General features: G+C 34.5%; 19 protein-coding genes and 1 riboswitch. Of the genes, 15 read left to right on the forward strand and 4 right to left on the reverse strand.

Going from position 1 to position 21,303, the window contains the following annotated elements; translation table 11 throughout:
- Positions 1-663: 663 nt before the first annotated feature.
- A complete protein-coding gene (locus tag AC4FQ5_RS15280; protein WP_491144664.1) occupies positions 664-2,286 on the reverse strand; it encodes an ABC-F family ATP-binding cassette domain-containing protein in 1,623 nt (540 codons plus the stop codon).
- Positions 2,287-2,402: 116 nt separating this feature from the next.
- Between AC4FQ5_RS15280 and smpB the strand changes: the two genes are divergently transcribed.
- From smpB to AC4FQ5_RS15305, 5 genes are all read left to right on the forward strand, one after another.
- A complete protein-coding gene (smpB, locus tag AC4FQ5_RS15285) occupies positions 2,403-2,861 on the forward strand; it encodes an SsrA-binding protein SmpB (protein WP_491144665.1) in 459 nt (152 codons plus the stop codon).
- A 77-nt stretch (positions 2,862-2,938) separates the two neighbouring features.
- Complete coding sequence (locus AC4FQ5_RS15290; protein WP_491144667.1) at positions 2,939-4,414, forward strand: OmpA family protein; 1,476 nt, start codon at positions 2,939-2,941, stop codon at positions 4,412-4,414.
- Positions 4,415-4,509: 95 nt separating this feature from the next.
- Complete coding sequence (locus AC4FQ5_RS15295; protein WP_491144669.1) at positions 4,510-5,250, forward strand: YebC/PmpR family DNA-binding transcriptional regulator; 741 nt, start codon at positions 4,510-4,512, stop codon at positions 5,248-5,250.
- Positions 5,251-5,377: 127 nt separating this feature from the next.
- Positions 5,378-6,202, forward strand: a complete 825-nt coding sequence (locus AC4FQ5_RS15300) for a UDP-2,3-diacylglucosamine diphosphatase (RefSeq protein ID WP_491144671.1) — start codon at positions 5,378-5,380, stop codon at positions 6,200-6,202.
- Between the two features lies 1 nt (position 6,203).
- Entirely contained in the window at positions 6,204-7,178 is a 975-nt protein-coding gene (locus AC4FQ5_RS15305; protein ID WP_491144673.1) for a glycosyltransferase family protein, read from the forward strand.
- On the opposite strand, the gene AC4FQ5_RS15310 is transcribed toward AC4FQ5_RS15305, so the two are convergent.
- Positions 7,164-7,454 (reverse strand): GNAT family N-acetyltransferase, encoded by a 291-nt coding sequence (locus tag AC4FQ5_RS15310; protein WP_491144675.1) that lies wholly within the window; start codon positions 7,452-7,454, stop codon positions 7,164-7,166. The genes AC4FQ5_RS15305 and AC4FQ5_RS15310 overlap by 15 nt on opposite strands.
- Before the next feature lie 239 nt (positions 7,455-7,693).
- A complete protein-coding gene (locus AC4FQ5_RS15315) occupies positions 7,694-8,437 on the reverse strand; it encodes an RDD family protein (RefSeq protein ID WP_491144677.1) in 744 nt (247 codons plus the stop codon).
- 27 nt (positions 8,438-8,464) lie between these two features.
- Between AC4FQ5_RS15315 and AC4FQ5_RS15320 the strand changes: the two genes are divergently transcribed.
- From AC4FQ5_RS15320 to AC4FQ5_RS15355, 8 genes are read left to right on the forward strand one after another with little or no spacing between them, the layout of a single operon-like run.
- Entirely contained in the window at positions 8,465-9,457 is a 993-nt protein-coding gene (locus AC4FQ5_RS15320) for a stage II sporulation protein M (protein WP_491144678.1), read from the forward strand.
- Positions 9,444-10,403: a DUF4013 domain-containing protein gene (locus AC4FQ5_RS15325; RefSeq protein WP_491144680.1), complete on the forward strand. Its 960-nt coding sequence runs from the start codon at positions 9,444-9,446 to the stop codon at positions 10,401-10,403. The genes AC4FQ5_RS15320 and AC4FQ5_RS15325 overlap by 14 nt, the downstream gene beginning before the upstream one ends.
- On the forward strand, positions 10,396-11,205 hold the full coding sequence (locus AC4FQ5_RS15330) for a DUF4129 domain-containing protein (RefSeq protein WP_491144682.1): 810 nt from the start codon (positions 10,396-10,398) through the stop codon (positions 11,203-11,205). Before AC4FQ5_RS15325 ends, AC4FQ5_RS15330 begins: the two co-directional genes overlap by 8 nt.
- A gap of 14 nt (positions 11,206-11,219) precedes the next feature.
- Complete coding sequence (locus AC4FQ5_RS15335; RefSeq protein WP_491144684.1) at positions 11,220-12,377, forward strand: DUF4350 family protein; 1,158 nt, start codon at positions 11,220-11,222, stop codon at positions 12,375-12,377.
- Between the two features lie 49 nt (positions 12,378-12,426).
- Positions 12,427-13,458 (forward strand): AAA family ATPase, encoded by a 1,032-nt coding sequence (locus tag AC4FQ5_RS15340; RefSeq protein ID WP_491144685.1) that lies wholly within the window; start codon positions 12,427-12,429, stop codon positions 13,456-13,458.
- A gap of 43 nt (positions 13,459-13,501) precedes the next feature.
- Entirely contained in the window at positions 13,502-13,879 is a 378-nt protein-coding gene (locus AC4FQ5_RS15345) for a four helix bundle protein (protein WP_491144687.1), read from the forward strand.
- Between the two features lie 16 nt (positions 13,880-13,895).
- Complete coding sequence (locus AC4FQ5_RS15350) at positions 13,896-15,218, forward strand: DUF58 domain-containing protein (RefSeq protein WP_491144689.1); 1,323 nt, start codon at positions 13,896-13,898, stop codon at positions 15,216-15,218.
- A 36-nt stretch (positions 15,219-15,254) separates the two neighbouring features.
- Positions 15,255-15,674: an OsmC family protein gene (locus AC4FQ5_RS15355; protein ID WP_491144691.1), complete on the forward strand. Its 420-nt coding sequence runs from the start codon at positions 15,255-15,257 to the stop codon at positions 15,672-15,674.
- Between the two features lie 89 nt (positions 15,675-15,763).
- Here AC4FQ5_RS15355 and AC4FQ5_RS15360 read toward each other — a convergent pair whose 3' ends face one another.
- Positions 15,764-18,376 carry an MGH1-like glycoside hydrolase domain-containing protein gene (locus AC4FQ5_RS15360; RefSeq protein ID WP_491144693.1) on the reverse strand — a complete coding sequence of 871 codons (2,613 nt, stop codon included), beginning with the start codon at positions 18,374-18,376 and terminating at the stop codon, positions 15,764-15,766.
- 186 nt (positions 18,377-18,562) lie between these two features.
- Positions 18,563-18,673: riboswitch (SAM riboswitch) on the forward strand.
- A gap of 43 nt (positions 18,674-18,716) precedes the next feature.
- On the opposite strand from AC4FQ5_RS15360, the gene AC4FQ5_RS15365 reads away from it, so the two are divergent.
- Entirely contained in the window at positions 18,717-19,721 is a 1,005-nt protein-coding gene (locus AC4FQ5_RS15365; protein WP_491144695.1) for an alpha/beta fold hydrolase, read from the forward strand.
- Between the two features lie 6 nt (positions 19,722-19,727).
- Positions 19,728-21,272 (forward strand): ACT domain-containing protein, encoded by a 1,545-nt coding sequence (locus AC4FQ5_RS15370; protein ID WP_491144697.1) that lies wholly within the window; start codon positions 19,728-19,730, stop codon positions 21,270-21,272.
- Positions 21,273-21,303 lie beyond the last annotated feature (31 nt).

Below are 21,303 nucleotides of genomic sequence, written 5' to 3' on the forward strand. Positions count from 1 at the left end.
AGCCCACCAGCGCCGATGGTACTGCGAAAGCGGGAGAGTAGGTCGCCGCCAGTCTTTTTTTTTAAAGCTCCTTTATCATCCGATAAAGGAGCTTTTTTTTGTTATATCCTTTTTTACTTTATAAAAAGTAAAATAAAACTTCAATACTTAAAAGTACTAATGGTTCATCATTCCGTATTTAAAAATGCGAGATCCTGAATTTTATTTCTGGGAATGACCGTACGGTTAAAAACTCGGTACTGCAAAATCAATTGAAAATTAGAAAGTCTTCAAAAATTAAATGTTTGTTCATAACTGGTAGCTGGAAGAAACGATTTGCTTTTAGCATTAAATATTAAGCCTGAAGTCAAAAAACTGGCTGCTGAATATTGGCTTAACCCATGGTGTGACTGCCTGGTTTTTCTTAGCCCGGATCGGAGCGGCATCCTTTTTTGTCCACTGGCAAATGCAAAGGCAACAAAAAAGATACAGCGAAGAGCCGAAAATAGCTCCTGATTATTAAAAGTGAAGTGAAGATTACCTGTAAAAACTAAAAAAATCCCATACAATAAGTTTGAGATTTTTTTTATAGTATAAGAAGATTGCTTAACCCACACAATATTACTGTTGGACAAAAAAAGCGTTTCAAAATGAAACGCTTAATCAAGTTTATAGGGCTGTATCCTAAGAATACATTTTTTCTCTTAATTCTTTAATCTTTTTATCAGCAAGATATTCGTCGTAAGTGGTCTCTCTGTCGATAATTCCCTTTGGCGTTAACTCAACAATTCTGTTACAAACGGTTTGTAGCATTTCGTGGTCATGAGAAGACAATAAAAGATTCCCTTTAAAGTTTGACAATGAGTTGTTTAAAGTCGTGATACTTTCAAGATCTAGATGGTTTGTCGGCTCATCTAAGAGTAGTACATTAGCTTTCTGTAGCATCATTCTGCTGAACATGCATCTCATTTTTTCACCTCCGGAAAGCACCTTGCAAGATTTTAAAGCTTCATCTCCTGAGAAAAGCATTCTTCCTAAAAACCCTCTCATAAATTCTTCGTGACGCTCTTCATCATTTTTGGTAAATTGTCTTAACCAATCAACTAAATTGATGTCTTCCTGGAAAAAAGCAGTATTGTCTAAAGGCATATGAGATTGATTGGTTGTAACTCCCCATGCAACATTTCCTTTGTCTGCTTGAGCATTTCCTGCCAAAATTTCAAAAAATTCTGTAATTGCTAAAGAGTTTTTTGAAATGATCGCAACTTTATCTCCTTTTTTCAGATTCAGATCGATGTTTGAAAATAGTAGTTCACCATCCTTTGTTTTTTCTAAACCTTTAACGTCTAAAATCTGATCTCCAACTTCTCTTTCCATTTCGAAAATAATCGCTGGATATCTTCTTGAAGACGGTTTAATATCATCAATGTTTAATTTGTCGATCATTTTCTTTCTTGCAGTTGCCTGTTTAGCTTTCGCAACGTTTGAACTAAATCTTGCGATGAAATCCTGAAGTTCTTTTTTCTTCTCTTCTGCTTTTTTGTTAGCCTGAGCTCTTTGTCTTGTTGCTAATTGAGAAGCCTGATACCAAAAAGAGTAGTTACCTGTATAAAGGTTTAATTTAGCATAATCTAAGTCACCAATGTGCGTACAGACCGTATCCAAGAAGTGACGGTCGTGAGATACAACGATTACTGTATTTTCATAATCTGCCAAGAAATCTTCCAACCAGGCAATGGTGTCGATGTCAAGATCATTCGTAGGCTCATCCAGGATCAATACATCAGGATTTCCGAAAAGTGCCTGAGCCAAAAGAACTTTTACTTTATCTTTATTCTCAAGTTCACTCATCATTTGCCAATGCATATCGTCTTTTATTCCGACATTTGAAAGCATTGTCTGTGCATCAGATTCAGAGTTCCAGCCGCCCATTTCATCGTAGACAACACCTAGTTCTCCTGCTTTGATACCGTCTTCATCAGAGAAGTCTTCTTTAGCATATAAAGCGTCCATCTCCTCTTTTATTTCGAACAATTTTTTATTTCCTCTTAAAACAGCTTCAAGAACTGTATATTGATCATATGCAAAGTGATCCTGCTCCAAGACTGACATTCTTTTCCCCGGTTCCAGAGACACGTGTCCTGTGGTTGGATCTTGCTTTCCTGTTAATATTTTAAGGAATGTAGACTTTCCTGCACCATTTGCTCCGATAATTCCGTAGCAGTTTCCTTTTGTAAACATAATGTTTACCTCGTCAAAAAGGACTCTTTTCCCAAATTGTAAAGATAAGTTAGATACTGTTAACATATTAGTTTGTAAATTTGGCGCAAAATTACGAAAAGAATTCGGGTAATTATAATAATGTAATACTCAAGTTTTTAATGTGTGGTATTTTTGTATATTACAGTAATGAAAATTTAGATATGAAGATCGAAAAAACAGTTAATATATTTAACAGAAGAGCAAGGTTCGAATATGAAATAATGGAAGAGTTTGAGGCTGGAATGGTGCTTACCGGAACAGAAATAAAATCTTTGCGTTCTTCTAAAGCATCTATTACAGAAGCCTTCTGTCAGTTTATAGACGGGGAATTGTATATCATAAATATGATGATTGATGAGTATAAGCTGGGCACTTTTTATAATCATAAAACAAAAAGGGAACGGAAGTTGCTGTTGCACAAAAGAGAATTGTTAAAACTCGAAAAAAAACTCAAAGATGCAGGAAATACGATTATACCTTTAAAACTTTATATTAATGACAGAGGTAGAGCAAAAGTTCTCATAGCGTTGGGAAGAGGTAAAAAACTTTTTGATAAAAGGGAAGCAATAAAAGATAGAGAAAGTAAACGAAGCCTCGAGAGAATATTAAAGAAAAGTTAAAAATCATCCTCAAAACTTTGTTTATAAAGAAAAATTATATTTATTTTGCAATATCAATTATTTAATCATTTAATTCTATGAAAAATCTAAAATTAGGAATTTCAGTATTAGCGCTTACAGTTGCTACTACTGTTTTCGCTCAGACTACCAACAATCCGTGGATGATCGGAGTTGGTGCTCATGCGGAAAACCATAAAGCTCAGGCGGGTAATTTCAGTAATACCTTCTCTGCTACAAATTTGACGAAGAATATGTTCAATATGGACAATTTCTCGATCACTCCGCCATTATCTAAACTTACTGTTGCAAGAAACATCGGCAAAGGTTTGGTAATTGACTGGCAGACTACTGTTGGAAACGTTGAGAATCAAAGATTCAACATGGGTAAAGAATTCATGTTAATGACAGGTCTTGGTTTTCAGGCGAAAGCAGCTGGACTTATCTGGAACGAAGAGTCTTGGTTTGATCCATATTTAAGAGTTGGTGCTAACTACCTTAGACATGATTATACAGCGCTTACTTTCCCAAGAACAGACTGGAGAGGTGAAACTGTAGGTAATGGTGATGGTGGTAACGAAAATGGTAAAGCTAATCACTTTACAGTATCTACTGGTGCAGGTGTTAACTTCTGGTTGACTAAAAACTTCGGTTTAGGTGTACAAGGAGACTATGTTTCAACTCCAGGTGATAAGTCTAACGTAGCTAACTTTTGGCAAGCTTCTGCTTCTTTGAACTTTAGATTCGGAAACAGAGATAGAGATAAGGATGGTATCTTAGATAAAGATGATTTGTGTCCAGATACACCAGGTTTACCAGAATTCCAAGGATGTCCTGATACTGACGGAGACGGAGTTCCAGATAAAGACGATCAATGTCCAGAAGTTGCTGGTCCGGTTGAAAACAATGGTTGTCCTTGGCCAGATACAGACGGAGACGGTGTAATCGACAAAGACGATGCTTGTCCTACAGTTGCAGGTCCTGCAGAAAACAATGGTTGTCCTTGGCCAGATACAGACGGTGACGGTATCTTAGATAAAGATGATGCTTGTCCTACTGTTCCAGGTCTTCCAGAATACAACGGATGTCCTAAACCTAAAACAGTTGTTGCAACTGACTTAGAAGAAAACTTCAAATCTGTATTGTTTGATTTCAACAAAGCTACAATCAGACCTGAATCAGCTAATGCACTAGATACTGCAGCAGGTATCATTAAGAAAGAAGGAGGTAACTATTTATTAGAAGGTAGAACAGATGCTAAAGGATCTGAAGCTTACAACTTGAAATTATCTAGAGAAAGAGCTGCTGCTGTAGTTGCTGCTTTAGATGCAAGAGGTGTTGATACTAACGCTCTTAAATCAATAGGTGTAGGTGAATCTAAAGCTACAGTTTCTGAAAAAGCTACTGATGCTGAAAGACAAGTAGACAGAAAAGTAGTTGTAAAAGCTATTGAAGATGCTGCTGAGTGGAACGCAATCAAGAAAAGAGATTACGAAGATGCTCCAGTGAAAAAAGCTCCAGCTAAGAAAAAAGCTCCAGCTAAAAAAAGAAAATAATTAATTTTTCTAAATAATAAATACCTCCAGATTTTCTGGGGGTATTTTTTTTATTGTTGATTTTGAGTAATTTTGTGAAAATTATAAAATATAAAATGGGAAGAGCGTTTGAATATAGAAAAGCTTCGAAAATGGCACGTTGGGATAAGATGGCCAAAACTTTTTCTAAAATAGGTAAAGACATTGCTTTAGCAGTAAAAGCCGGAGGTCCGGATCCAGAAGCCAATCCTGCATTGAGAAGATGCATCCAGAATGCAAAGGGTGCAAATATGCCAAAAGATAACGTAGAGAGAGCAATTAAAAAAGCAAGTGGTGCTGATGCAGAAAACTACGAAGAAATCACCTACGAGGGTTACGGACAAGGTGGCGTAGCTTTTTTTGTAGAATGTACTACAAATAATACAACAAGAACAGTAGCAAATGTAAGAGCGATTTTCAATAAGTTTGATGGTAACTTAGGGAAAAATGGTGAATTGGCTTTTATTTTCGACAGAAAAGGAATTTTTAGTATTGATAGATCTCAGATCAAAATGGATTGGGATGATTTTGAAATGGAAATGATCGATGGCGGAGCAGAAGATATTGATCAAGACGAAGAAGAAGTAATGATCACGACAGCATTTGAAGATTTTGGTTCTTTATCTCATAAATTGGACGAACTCAAAATTGAAGTTAAGAGTGCAGAACTTCAGAGAATTCCGAACAATACAAAAGAAGTTACATTGGATCAGTTTAAAGCAAATATGAAAATGCTTGATCGTTTTGAGGAAGATGATGATGTTCAGAATGTGTATCATAACATGGAAATTACAGACGAATTATTAGATTCATTATAAAATATAATATTTCATTCATATACAATTCATTTTCAATTAGTTTCTTTGCAAAAAGCGTTGTGGTCTTATGGATAATCCTAAAACCAATTGACCGCCGCATTTTTGTCATATAAAGCAAATATCTGCAATGAAGAGAAACGTTGAGCTGGTTGTCATTTCGGATGTACATTTGGGAACTTACGGATGTAAGGCTAAAGAATTGTTGAGATATCTGAATTCTATTCAACCGAAAACTTTGGTTTTAAATGGTGATATTATTGATATATGGCAGTTTAAAAAGTCTTACTTCCCTAAGCCTCATTTAAAGGTCATCAAAAAAATCATTTCTTTTGCCACTAAATCTTCTGATGTCTATTACATTACAGGAAATCATGACGAGATGTTCAGGAAGTTTACCGATTTTGAATTAGGCAAACTAAAGGTCATCAACAAACTATGTTTAAATTTAGATCAAAAGAAAACCTGGATTTTTCACGGTGACGTTTTCGATGCTTCTGTGCAGCACTCAAAATGGATAGCAAAATTAGGGGGAAAAGGTTATGATTTGTTGATTGTTATCAACAATGTAGTTAATTGGTTTTTAGAGAAAATGGGTAGAGAAAAATATTCATTTTCAAAAAAAATTAAAAACAACGTCAAAAAAGCAGTTAAATACATTGGCGATTTTGAGTTGACAGCTTCTGAACTTGCCATTGATAACGGTTATGATTTTGTAATCTGCGGCCACATTCATCAGCCGCAAATAAGAGAAGTTAAAAACAAAAAAGGGTCATGTACCTATTTAAACTCCGGAGATTGGATTGAAAACCTTTCTGCTTTGGAATATAATCATGGTGAATGGAAGATTTTTTATTATGAAGATCATAAACACACGCTTACTGATGATGAAACAGAAGAAATGCAGGATATGAATAATTCTGATCTCCTGAAAATTGTCACTCAATTTACATGATATGAGAGTATTGTATGCATTTCAGGGAACAGGAAACGGGCACGTTGCAAGAGCTCAGGAAATTATTCCTATTTTAAAAAAATATGCTTCGGTTGATACATTGATCAGCGGTCACCAATCTCAATTAAAAACTGATTTCCCGATAGATTTTAAGCACCGCGGAGTTTCTCTTCTCTACAATAAAACAGGAGGGATTTCGTATAAGAAAATTCTTTTTGAAAATAATTTCTTTGAAGCAATCAATACAATTCACCAGATTGAGTTAAGTCAATATGATTTAATTATCAATGATTACGAACCTTTGACAGGGTGGGCTTGTAAGTTGAAAAATTTGAAGATGCTCGAACTCAGCCATCAGGCTTCTATGAGTTTCAAAGAAACTCCAAAACCGGATAAAAAAGATTTTTTGGGCGAATTGGTTTTGAAACATTACTGTCCAAGCAAGGATAAGATAGGTTTTCATTTCGAAAATTATCATCCGCAGATAAAAAAACCTGTTATCAGACGAAAAATCAGAAATTTGAATCCTGCGAAAAAAGGTTTTTATGTAGTCTATCTACCAAGTTTTTCAGACGAAAATATCACGAAAGTTTTAAGTCAGATTCCTGTTGAATGGAAAGTATTTTCAAAATATACTAAAATTCACAGCCAGATCAATAATGTAGAAATCTATCCGATTGACGAAACACATTTTTTGGAATGTTTTGAAAGTTGTGACGGAATTTTATGCAATGCAGGTTTCGAAGGTCCGGCTGAAGCACTTTTTATGGATAAAAAACTATTCGTAATTCCTATTCATAATCAATACGAACAGGAATGTAATGCGTGTGCATTGGATAAAATAGGAATTCCCAACTCTAAAATTCTGGATGTTGATGAAATTAGAAATTGGGTACATTCAGATATTCATTTTAAAGTAAATTATCCTGATGACATCGAAGATATTATTTTAAATGAAGTTTTAACGTTCAAGTAAAATGTCTTCTACATCGTTCATTCTTTTCATTACGGCTCTTGCATAAGAACAATGCGGATACACATTCCATTTGTTTTCTCTAGAGAACTTGATGGCTTCTTCAACTAAATATTTTCCCATTCCCCGACCTTCAAATTCTGGATGAACCAATACAAATGAAATAATTAGTTTGTTGTCTTCCGGAAATATCGTGTATGTTAATCTTCCGACTTCTTTGATCTCGTTGTTGAGCGTGATCACTCCGCCGTTTCCTGATTTATTGTTTTCGAATTTCATATGTAGAATTTTATTGTTTTAAAAGATCATATGTTATCGCTAATTTTCAACAGTATTCAATTGTCAAAACAAATCATCGCGATTTCATAAGTTTGATTTTAAAGAAAGATACAAAATCTGCACCGAAAGGATGAAAACGAATGTAAATGTAAATTAGAAAACCCATTAGCTAAACTGTCCATTTAAATTTGAACAATTCACAATTCACTTTGCAAAGCAAAATTGGCTTTTGGCTGAAGTTATTCTTTCCCTGTATAATAATTATAATCTTTAATGACAATTCCGATAAACTGCCTTTCAGTCATTTTTGTCGGGTCAACTTCGATTTTTAAAATTCCTTTTATTTTATCCGAAAGTTTAGTAATGATTTGTCGGTCGTCGATCTTTAAAGCTTTCAGATAATTGTCTTTAATAATTCTTATATCATTATCGCTCAGACCAATTACCTGCGGAAAAGTCGGAATATAATCAGTATGTAGATTTTCTAAAATGGTGTGAGAAATATTTATATTGTTTTTTAAAGAAATCACGGCAGTTCCTGCAGCAATATCTCCAAAACGCTGATTGTTTTTTGTGACAATCATGGTGATAAAACCGACAATCAGAAAAGAGACATCAATCACCCTGAAAACCCAGCGAATCAGGTAATCTCCAAAACCTGCCTGGTAACCGTCGATTTTCACAACACGTATTTTCATTACTTTTTTGCCAAACGTTTGCCCTTCCATCAAGCTTTCCAAAACAAGAGGATAAATGATGGTCGGAAAAAGAAGAATGCTGTAAACTGCACTTATTGACCATTGGTCGAGACCGCTTAAGATATATCCCAGATCAAAAACACTGAAAAAAAGATAAAAAATAAAAATACCGTAAGCGATTTTTATCAGAGAATCGATAAGGAAAGCAAGAAACCTTTCACCGATACTTGAAATGTTAAAATTAATATTTACATTTTGTGAGGTATTAATGGCAATTTGAGACATAATTTTTATTATTTTAGCCTTACAATTATGAGAGAAGTTTATTTTATTAAACAAAATAAAGAAAAATGGTTGGGAATCGAACAGGTTATTCAGGGGAAAATTAAAAAAAATCCTGACGACCTGTCTTCACTGTACATCAATCTGATCAATGATCTTTCTTTTGCCCAAACCTATTACCCGAAAAGTAATACGACGGTTTATCTTAATCATCTTTCTTCTCAGATCTTCCAGAAAATTTATAAAACCAAAAGGGTTGAAGAAAACAGAATGCTGTATTTTTTCAAAACTGAAGTTCCGCTTTTGGTTTATCAATACAGAAGATATTTGTTATATGCTTTTGTGTTTTTTATTCTTTTTACATCAATGGGTGTACTTTCCGCTATTTACGATAAAGATTTTGCCAATATTATTTTGGGTGAAAGTTATGTAAATACAACGATTGAAAATATAAAAGCAGGAAATGCGGTAGGAGTTTACCAAAGTGGCTCGACCTGGGGAAGCACCATTGGAATTACTCTGAATAACATCGGAGTCGGAGCCAAGTTATATATCTACGGAATTTTCGGAGGAGTAGGCTCTTTATACGTTCTTCTTTCCAATTCTGTAATGTTGGGCTCATTCCAGTATTTTTTCTATGATTACGGAGCTTTAAAAGACAGTGCAAGAGGAATATGGCTTCATGGAGTTTTTGAAATCTTTGCAATGGTCGTTGAAGCCATGTGCGGATTGATACTCGGAACATCCATACTTTTCCCAAAAACGTTGTCAAGATTTGAGTCATTAAAGATCGGTCTGAAAGATTCATTTAAAATATTTTTAAGCACCATTCCATTCACGATCTGTGCAGGAATAATCGAAGGTTATGTTACAAGACATGCCTTAAAGATGCCTGAATTTTTAAATTTAATCATCATCTTCGGATGTTTGACGATTATAGGATTTTACTATTTTATTTATCCTTTCATCGTGTATAAAAAACTAAACAGTAACCTCACAATCACAAAAAATGCAGTTTTATAAAAATAGAGATTTCGGAACGTTTATCAGTGACAGCTTCGGTTTTTTCAGACTTTATGGGAAAAATTATTTTAAAAATTATATTCTTCTGAATGGGCTTCTGCTTATTTTAATGGTCGTAGTGGCCATTTTTGGCTATCGTGAATTGTTTTCACAGCTTTTCGGTTCCAATTTAAGTGGAAACGGCTCCTATATGGAAAATTATTTTGAGAATAATCTCGGAATGTTTATCGCTGTAGGAATTTTAACATTTCTACTTTTTGTAGTTTTGATGATCGTTAATTATCTATACCCTGTTTTTTATCTTAAAAGACTTTCTGAAGGTCAGCAGAAAATTGGGACAGACGATATTTTCAGTGATTTTAAAAGCAATATAGGTAGAATTGCAATTCTCTGCTTGGGAATGATTTTCATTGTATCTCCGTTGTCATTTATTCTGATCGGAGTTTCTTATGCTTTGGTCTTTATCATCATCGGATTGCCAATTCTTTTATTTGTTTTTCCGACGGTCTTTAATATCATCAACTTTCTGATGTATGATTATTTCAATACAAAAAGAGGTTTTTTTGAAAGTTTAAGTTACTCAATACGCTCACAGTTTTCTTATCCGAACGGGCGTGAAAAATCTCCATACTGGAAATATTGGGGAGCAACACTTATTTTATCGATCATTTTGTATATCATTACAACGATCTTCACGATGATTCCGATGATCATATTTTACGCATCGATTTTCACTTCTGCTCCGGATGGGGAGTTTGAGCAAAATCCTTTTGCAGGAACCATGGGAATTATGTTTTTTGTAGTCTACGGAATTTCAATGTTGGTTTCGTTTTTCCTGTCAAATCTGCTATATGTAAATTCGGGACTGCTTTATTATGACAGCAGAAGAGATCTTCATCAAAAGGTAGAATTGGCAGAAATTGATACAATCGGGATCAATGAATAAAATCTTTTTCTTCATATTGATTATTTTCACATTTGGGCTTTGCCGAGCTCAGGTTGTAGACAGCACGGCCGTTTACGAAGATGACTATGAAGATTATTATATTGATTCTCTCAACACAGGACATTATAGAAATATGTATCGTGCAGATTCTGTTTTGCTTAAAAATCCTGTTTCTGAAAACACAGTTTTTCCAAAAAATTTCAAAGAAAATATCAAATCAAGATACAAAGGTGAAGAGTTTGATTATTCAACATCAAAACCAAGAGAGTCGTTTTGGGATAAATTGATGAGGAAACTTTTAAAAATCATTCAGAGTATTTTTGGTGAGACAAGTTTAGAGAGTTCGGCACAGATTACCACAATTGTTATCCGTCTTTTTGCGGTCGTTCTTGTAGGTTTTCTCCTTTATTTTATTGTTAAATTTCTCATCGGTAAAAACGGAAATTTTATCTTCGGAAAAAGAAATAAGAAAGTCATCATCAACGATGAAGAACTTCACGAAAATATTCATGAGATCAATTTTCCTGAAAGTATCGCAACATTTGAACGAACAAAAGATTATCGTTCTGCAGTACGGTATCAATTTTTATTTGTGCTGAAAAAACTCAGTGATAAAAAACTCATTCTCTGGAATCCCGAAAAAACCAATAAAGATTATGTTGCCGAATTGAAAGTTCCACATTTAAAAAATGATTTTTCAGATCTTTCTTATATTTTCGATTATGTTTGGTACGGTGAGTTCAGTATTGACGGGCAGAGTTATGCAAAATTTAAAGAACAATATCAGTCTTTCAAACCTTAATTAATTTTGTCTAAATGAATAAAACTTTCAAAATATATGCTTTAATTTTCATCATCATTATGGTGATTCTGGCATTGCTTGAAGTTAACAAAAAAGAGGTTGTGGATTGGCGAAAGAATTTTGATGTCAACGAAAAATCGCCTTTTGGTCTGTTTGTGTTTAATCAGGAAGCAAAAGATTTATTTAAAAATAATCTGAAAAAAATAGATGTTACCCCTTACGATTATTACAATCAGAATAAAAAGAAATCACACAACATCATCATTATAGAAAGCGAAATCGATATTGAATCCTGGAATAAAATTCTTGATGAAGTTTCAAACGGTTCTGATGCGATGGTGATCATGGCAAAAATGCCGAAAGAAATCTCAGACAGTATTGGTTTTTATGATTCTCAGATATCGTTTGAGGACAGCAATGTACTGAAGCTGACTGATGAAAAATATCAGAATGATTTCATTAAATTAGATAAATTTCCTTCAGGAAGGGGTTTCTCATATATAAAACCAAGAGTGCAGATTTTAGGTAAAACCGTTGAAAAAGAAAATGCAGATCAGGCAAATTTCATCAAAACAAAATTTGGTAAAGGCAATATTTATATACACTGCGAACCGCTTTTTTTAACCAATTATTACCTTCTGAAATCCGGAAATACAAAATATGCACAAGATGTTTTTTCATATCTGGACGATAGAGAAACACTTTGGTTTGTAGAAGCAAATACCAAGGAATCGAGATTCTTTATGCGCTTTATCTTAGGAAATCCGGCTTTAAAATATGCGTGGTGGCTTTTATTGGCAGGTTTGATTTTATTTATCTTTTTTAATGCAAAAAGAAAACAGAGAATTGTTCCTGTTATTGAACCTCTGAAAAATACATCAGTCGATTTTGTAAAAAGTATCGGAAATCTTTATTTGCAAGAAGGCGATTTTCATGATATGATGGCGAAGAAAGCTCAATATTTCCTGAATAAAGTAAGGCTCGATCTTTTGATCGATACCCAAAATTTAGACGAAGAATTTGCGAAAAAACTTCAATTGAAAACCGGAAAAAATATAGAAACAATAAACGAAGCCATAAGTTTGATTAAAAAAGCCCAGGATCCTTACGCAAGTGTGATGAAGGAAGATCTGGTGAGAATGAATAAGCTTTTGGATGGTATTTTAAGATAATGTTTAATAAAAATGAAGTTTCTACGGAGCTTAAAAAATAAAACAAAATATGGAAAACTTCGAAAACCAAAATACAGAACCTCAGATTTCTATCAATTTAGATAAAAATGAAAACGAATTTGAGTCAAGAATTGATATGATCGAACTTCGTAATAGTTTGGAAAAAGTGAAAGCTGAAATTGCAAAAGTAATCGTCGGTCAGCACGATATGATCGAACATCTTTTGGCTGCGTTGTTGTCAAATGGTCACGTTCTGATTGAAGGTGTTCCCGGTGTTGCAAAAACAATTACGGCAAAATTATTGGCAAAAACAATTGATGTTGACTTTAGCAGAATACAGTTTACACCAGATTTAATGCCTTCAGATATTTTGGGAACTTCAGTTTTCAGCATGAAAAATTCTGAATTTGAATTTAAAAAAGGTCCGATCTTTTCAAACTTTATTTTGATTGACGAGATCAACCGTTCTCCGGCGAAAACACAATCTGCCCTTTTTGAAGTAATGGAAGAGAGACAGATTACGATGGATGGAACACAATACGAAATGGAAGCTCCGTTTTTAGTCGTTGCAACGCAAAACCCGATCGAGCACGAAGGAACATACAGGCTTCCGGAGGCGCAACTTGATCGTTTCTTGTTTAAAATAAATGTGGGTTATCCTAATCTTGAACAGGAAATTGCCATTATCAAAAACCAGCATGAAAGCAGGCAGGAAGACAAAACAGATGTTGTAAAACCGGTCATCAGTGCACAACAATTGAGTAACTACCAAAAACTGGTAAAAGAAATTATTGTTGAATCTCAATTGATGGAATATATTGCCAAAATCATTATTAACACCAGAGAAAATCAGTTTTTGTATCTAGGTGCTTCACCAAGAGCGAGTTTGGCTTTGTTGACGGCATCAAAAGCTTTCGCTGCATTGAGAGGAAGAGATTTTGTCACTCCTGAAGATATTAAAGAAGCGAGCTATGCCGTTTTAAGACACCGAGTTATCGTGTCGCCAGAAAGAGAAATGGAAGGGTTGAGTGCCGATGAAATTATTCGTCAGATTTTGGAAGGAATCGAGATTCCTAGATAGGTTGTAGTTGTTAGGTAACAGATTGTAGTTTTAAGTTTTCAATATGGCACATTTTAAAGAGCTTTTAGTTTGGCAAAAATCTATAAATTTTGTTACAGAAATTTATAAAGAAACTGAATCTTTTCCTAAAGCTGAAATGTATGGTTTAGTAGCTCAAATTAGAAGAGCTACAGTTTCAATTCCTTCAAATATTGCTGAGGGAAATTCGAGGAGAAGTGTACTTGATTATTTGCAATTTCTAAGAATATCAAGAGGAAGTTGTGCAGAAGTTGAAACACAATTAATTATTTCAAAAAATCTTGGATTTTTAGATGAAGACAAATCTTTGAAACTAAATCAAGATATTATTGAAATTTCAAAAATGTTAAACGGTCTTATTACTTCCTTAAAGCAATCAACAAACCTGCCTCCTAAAATCTAAAACCTAGAACCTTAGAATGAAAAACCTGTACATCAACAACCGCTTTTTCTTCACACTTATCGGAGTGGGAATTCTGTATGTTTTTGCATTTTTCTTTCCATTTCTCATGATTTTTGGGCATGTGATTTTGTTGTTGGTTTTTCTGGCTGTGATGGTAGATTATTTATTGCTGTTCAGGGAAAAGAATGGAATTTTGGCTCAAAGAATTTTACCCGAAAAATTATCCAATGGAGATGAGAACCCGGTGAAGGTTGATATTAAGAATAATTACAGTTTTAAAATCAATACTAAAATTATTGATGAAATCCCGTTTCAGTTTCAGAAGAGAGATTTTTTAATTGAAAAACAAATTGAGCCTGAAAAAAATACCTTTTTTCAGTATATTCTTGAACCAAAGGAGAGAGGAGAATACAGTTTTGGTGCTTTAAATATTTTTGCATCGTCGCCTTTAGGTTTTGTGTCAAAGAGATTTACCTTTCAGAAAGATGCGTTTTTGCCGGCTTATCCGTCATTTATTCATTTGAGAAAGTATGAATTAATGGCTTTACAAAACGAATTTTTGCTCGGTGGAATTAAAAAAATCAGAAAGCTCGGGCATACGATGGAGTTTGAACAAATCAAAGAATATGTTCCCGGAGATGATGTACGAACGATCAACTGGAAAGCAACTTCCAAAACAAACCGATTAATGGTCAATCAGTTTCAGGATGAAAAGGCACAACGTATTTTTATGCTGATTGATAAAGGCAGAACGATGAAAATGCCTTTCAGAGGATTGAGTCTTTTGGACTATTCAATCAACGCTACGATGGCTTTATCGCATATTATTCTGAAAAAAGGTGATCGGGCCGGAATGATGACATTCTCTAAAAAAACAGAGAATAAAGTTGCGGCAGATAATAAATCGGGACAGCTCAGAAAAATTTCAGAATCTCTGTATAATATTAAAACTGATTTTTTTGAGAGCGATTTCAACAGACTTTATCAGGATGTGAAATATTCTCTGAATCAGAGAAGTCTGGTTTTGCTTTTTACTAATTTTGAAACTTTAGACGCTTTAAATCGTCAAATGAAATATCTGCGAGGGATTGCGAAAAGCCATTTGCTGGTCGTGGTTTTCTTTAGAAATTCTGAACTACAGACTTTAATTCACAAAAATCCTGAAAGTATGCAGGAAATTTATGACGAAGTGATTGCAGAAAAATTTGAATTCGAGAAAAAACTCATCATTCAGGAATTGAGAAAATATGGAATTTATTCTGTATACACGCTTCCGGAAAATTTGAATGTGGATGTGATTAATAAATATTTAGAAATAAAAGCAAGGGGAATATTATAACTTTGCAATAAGCAATAAGCAATAAGCAATAAGCAAATGAAAATTACTTTAAACAGACTCAACGACGACTTTTTATTTGAATGTACCAACTCACAAGGAAATTCAATTCTTTTAGATAATACTTCTCAACCGGGAGCAAGAGGAGTTTCGCCAATGGAAAGCGTACTTATGGCAGTTGCAGGTTGTAGCGGTATTGATGTGGTTTCAATTCTGAAAAAACAAAGACAGGAAATCACAGATTTCAAAGCTGAAGTAGAAGGCGAGAGAGTTCCTGTGGAAGATGCAAAACCTTTCAAATCTATTACCGTTAAATTCTTCCTAGAAGGAACAATCGATCCTAAAAAAGCTTTAAAAGCATCTGAATTATCGTTTGAAAAATACTGCTCAGTCTCAAAAACTTTAGAACCTAATGTAGAGATTGGATATGAAGTTTATGTAAACGGAGAAAAAGTTTAGTGATGAAGTGGGAGAGTTTGAGAGTAGGAGTATGAAAAAACATTCTCAAAAAATCTCAAACCCTCCCAGACTCAAACTCTCCAACTCAACTATGCAAGTCTCGGTTTCATTAATTTAGCCACAGTTGCCGTCCATCCTGTCTGATGTGAAGCGCCAACACCACGACCATTGTCTCCATGAAAATATTCAAAGAAGGTAATGTAATCTTTAAAGTTAGGGTCGTAATTAAATTTATAATTTCCACCATTGAAAGCTCTTTGTCCGCTCTCGTCTTTTAAAAATATAGAGCAAAGTCTGTTGCTGATATTAGATGCAACTTCATCAAGATTTTTCTGTTCTCCGCTTCCGGTCGGGAAGTCAACTTTCAGGCTGTTTCCATAATAAAAATGAAAACGCTGAAGACTTTCTACAATCAGGAAGTTAATCGGAAACCATATGGGACCTCTCCAGTTGCTGTTTCCTCCAAACATACGGCTGTCACTTTCTGCGGGAGTATAATAAACTACATTTTTGTTTCCGTGAACCGTAAAAACAAACGGATTTTCCTCATACACTTTTGACATTGCACGGATTCCGTAAGAACTCAGGAACTCTTTTTCGTCAAGCATTCTCGTCAAAACTTTTTTAAGTCTTGTCTTACGAAGAATACTCATCAGATGTTTTCTTCCGCTTCCTTCTTCGTCCCAGTGAGAAACCAAATTGGCAAGCTCGGGCTTGTTTTTAAGAACCCAATCCATTCTTTCACGGAAATTAGGCATTTTTTCAAGCAGGTGGTGATCGATAATTTCCACGGCAAACAATGGAATTAGTCCCACAATACTTCTCAAACGAAGTGTCACACTTTCGCCATTGGCAAGTTGTAATACGTCATAAAAGAAGCCATCCTCTTCATTCCAAAGTCCCTCTTTGTCTTCACCCATATTTTCCATGGCTTCGGCAATATAAAGATAATGTTCGAAGAATTTAATTGCCATATCTTCATAAACCTGATAATATTGCGCAAGTTCCATAGCGATACGCATCATATTGAGAGCGTACATTGCCATCCAGCTTGTACCGTCTGCCTGCTCAAGATGTTCGCCGTCTTTGAGTGTCATATTTCTGTCAAAAGCACCGATATTATCGAGGCCTAAAAATCCTCCACCAAAAATATTTTTACCGTTTTTATCTTTTCGGTTGACCCACCAGGTAAAATTGAGAAGTAACTTTTGGAAAACTTTTTCTAAAAATAATAAATCGGGTTTGCCATTGGTTTTTTCGTCGATTTTAAAAACTCTGAAACAAGACCATGCGTGTACAGGCGGGTTTACATCACTTAAATTCCATTCATAAGCAGGCATTTGTCCGTTCGGATGCATATACCACTCTTTGGTAAGCAAAAGCAACTGATTTTTGGCAAAATCTCCGTCAATGATTGCATAGGGAACACAATGGAAAGCGAGATCCCATGTTGCATACCAAGGGTACTCCCATTTATCCGGCATTGAGATGATATCTTTATTATGCAGGTGTTCCCACTCGGTATTTCTCACATAATTGTTAAAATCTCTCGGAGCATCGTGATTGGGATCACCTTTCAGCCATTTTCCCACGTTATAATGATAAAACTGCTTATTCCAAAGTAATCCGGCGAAAGCCTGTCGTTGTACATTTCTTTCATCTTCATTGAGAACATCCTGCTGAATTTCTTCATAAAATTCATTAGCTTCAGATATTCTTGTATAAAAGATAGATTCAAAATCATAAAAAGGATCATCCAATTCATTGGGAGCCAACCTGAATTCGAAGATTTCAGACTGCCCGGCTTTTACATCAGCCTCAATAATAAATGATGCTTTTGAACCTTTTTTTTCAGTATTTATAGTGTTTTTCTGATGAATAACGTAGTCGTTAATTCCGTCTTTGTAATAAGTGTTTTCAATTTCCGGAGTACCATAAAGCTTCGGATTGTTGGTTTCATTATCACAGAAGACTCTCTCAGCGTTTTTATTTTTTGAGTAAAACTTTTTTAAAGGAACACTGTCATGCTTGATACTGATACATCCGTCATCAGAATCTTCCAATTGACCTTTATATTCATTGTAGCCCCATTTCCAGTTATTTCTGTACCAAGCTGTGGGAAGTACTACGATCGGTGCATCTTTATTGCTTCGGTTGCAGACCGTAACCTTTACTAATATATCATTGATTCCACCTTTACAATATTCAATAAAAATATCAAAATATTCATCTTTGTCAAAAATTCCGGTGTCAAATATTTCGTATTCTGGTTCTTTTTTGGTGCGTCTTCCGTTTTCTGCAAGAAGATCTTCGTAAGGAAATTTATTGATGGGATATTTGTAAACCATCTTCATGTAACTATGAGTTGGGGTATTATCCAGATAGTAGAAAATTTCTTTAATATCTTCACCATGATTTCCCTGAGGATTGCTCAAGCCGAAAAGACGTTCTTTTATTCTTTCATCATTTTTATTCCAGAATGATAGTGCAAAACAAAAAAGCTGCTTCGTGTCAGAGATTCCTGCTATTCCTTCTTCTCCCCATCTGTAGGCGTAGCTTTCAGCATTGTTGTGGTTTGCATAATGCCACGCATTTCCATTCGGGCTGTAGTCTTCACGTACATTTCCCCACTGCCTGTTGCTGACGTATGGTCCCCAGTTTAGCCAGCTTTTATCTTTTAATCTCTGCTTTTCAACACTCATAATACATCATTTTCTACGCTAAGGTAGATTTTTTGTCAAAAAAAAACAATTTTTTTAATCTGAAGAATTCTTAACATTGTTTTTAAATCCCCTTCAATAAAGCATTTTTTAGCATAAATTAATTTTTTTTAATTTTTAACCTAAAATGTATTATCTTTGCACCATTCGTTCATTTACATATTGAAAATGTTATCAAGAAAGGTTGAGGGATAGACCCTGTGAAACCTTAGCAACCCTTTGCGCAAGCGAAGAAGGTGCTACGTTCTACCAAATAATTATATTTTGGACAGATAACTTACTGAAGTTCTTTCAGCCATTTCTCATGGCATTTTCAAATTTTATGATTAATACTATAAAATTGAAAACAGAACTGCAACATATTCATTTTTTGTATCAGACCCATTCCGGAAAGGAATACAATATCCCGTTAAGCTATCAGCTTTTTGGGAAAGACCTGTTTTCGGCACCTGTCATTTTAATTAATCATGCTTTAACCGGAAATTCAAATATTTCCGGGGAAAAAGGTTGGTGGCGACAATTGATTGGTGAAAGCCAAGTCATTAACACAAATAAATATACAGTTCTTTGCTTCAATATTCCCGGGAACGGATATGATGATTTTTTTATTGATGAATATTCAGATTTTACACCTTCGGACATTGCCAACATATTTCTGAAAGGACTTGAGATTTTAAGTATAAAAAAATTGTACGCTATTATCGGAGGCTCACTCGGTGGTGGAATCGGTTGGGAAATGTTGGTGAAACATCCCAATCTTGCCGAAATTTTTATTCCTATTGCCTGTGATTTTAAAACTCATGACTGGCTGCATGCTCAATGTTTGGTTCAGAAGTTTTTATTAGATCAAAATGATGAACCTTTACAAAAGGCAAGAGTCCATGCCATGTTGTGTTACCGAACGCCTCAGTCTTTAAATGATAGATTCCGAAATAGTTATAATCAGGACAAGCAAAAATTAGAATCTGAAGATTGGCTGAGCTATCACGGTAAATCACTTGCCGAAAGATTTAGTTTAAAATCGTATAAGCTTATGAATCATTTGTTGATGAATATCAGTACCGATGAGAAATCCTTAAATAAAATCAAGGCACGAATGCACATGATCTCTGTAGACACAGACTTGTTTTTTCCGGCTTCCGAAATACGAATGTGTTTTAAGAAACTGAAAAAAGAAAAAGAGGATGTTTTCTATCACGAGATCAAATCAATTCATGGCCATGATGCCTTTCTCATGGAATACGAACAATTAAATAATATCATAAAAAATATTTTTGGAGATGTGGGATTCTCAGGAATTCAATCTCATAAAAAATTAAATAAATAAGTAGAGATGAATAAGAATAATGCTAACGAAATCAAATTTTTTAAAAACAGGTCAATCATCAAATTCGAAGGGGAAGATTTCTTAGGTGAAATCGGAATCGACGGGCGGGTTTTCAAAGCACTTACTTTCGCAAGAATAAGTGTAGGAGTAATCTCACAGCAGGCAGTAGAAAACGGACTTTCCATTTTAGTACACGAAGACGATTCCGAAAAAGCGGTTAATTGTCTGATCGAAGAATTTGCTGAAGAAAGAAAATCAGGAAAGGTTTCTCAGATTTACAGCATCAATAATGTTTCTGTCATTGGTTTTGTTGCTGATGATTTGAATAAAATACTTTCCGAACTGGCAAGAAACAATGTTTTTCCTTTACTCTTAAATCAGAATTCAAGTGAAAAACGCATCAATATAGTAGTCACTTCTTCTCAGGATGAGAAAACTAAAAATATCATTGAGTCCGAAATATTCAAAAAACCAAAAACAGTCCATTTGGCAATTATTGGTCACGGAAATGTCGGGAAAACTTTGATAGAACAGGTTTTGGAATCTTCAGAAGAAATCAAGAGAAGAAAAAATATACATCTGAAAGTAGTTGCCGTTGCCAACTCAAGAAAAATAGCCTTTAATAAGGCAGGATTTAATAACCAATGGAGTGATGAGGTTTTTGCAGCAGAGAAAACTTCAAGCATCGAAGAATTAATTAATTTCTCAAAACAAAATCAACTTGAAAATCTTATTGTTGTCGATAATACGGCAAGCACAGATTTTGTGAAAAATTATCAGGCTTTGGCAGAAAACGGTTTTGATCTGGTTTCATCAAATAAAATTTTCAATACACTTCCTATTGAAGAATATCGTAAACTAAGATATACATTAAACAAAAACAATAAAAGATATCTGTACGAAACCAATGTCGGAGCGGGTTTGCCCTTGATTGACACGATCAAATTGTTACATCTTTCAGGTGAAAATATCACAAGAATTAAAGGTGTTTTCTCAGGAACATTGAGTTACGTTTTCAATAATTTTTCTTTAAAAGACGATAAATTTTCAGCAATCGTCAATGAAGCTTTAGAAAAAGGCTTTACAGAGCCGGATCCGAGAGAAGATTTATCGGGAAACGATGTTGCCAGAAAACTTTTGATTTTGGCAAGAGAATTAGATTTAATCAATGAATTTAGTGATATTAATATTCAGAATCTAGTTCCTGAAGCGTTGCTTTCTGTTTCCAGACAGGAATTCCTTTCCAGATTGGATGAATTGGATGGAGAATATGAAAAAATCAAGAAAAATCAGGAGCCGAATCATGTTTTAAGATATGTAGGTGATTTGCACGGAGATTTACAGAAAGAGAAAGGAGAACTAGATGTAAAACTAATTTCTGTTCCGGCAACTTCCGCTTTAGGACAATTAAAAGGTTCAGATTCAATCTTCGAAATCTATACCGAAAGTTATGGTGAAAACCCAATTGTCATCATGGGAGCCGGAGCTGGAGCAAAAGTGACGGCAAGAGGCGTTTTTGGGGATATTTTAAGATTGAGTGAAGCAAAATAATTATTCCACAAAGTAAAAAATAAATGTGAAA

This window comes from Chryseobacterium sp. DT-167 (assembly GCF_058310155.1).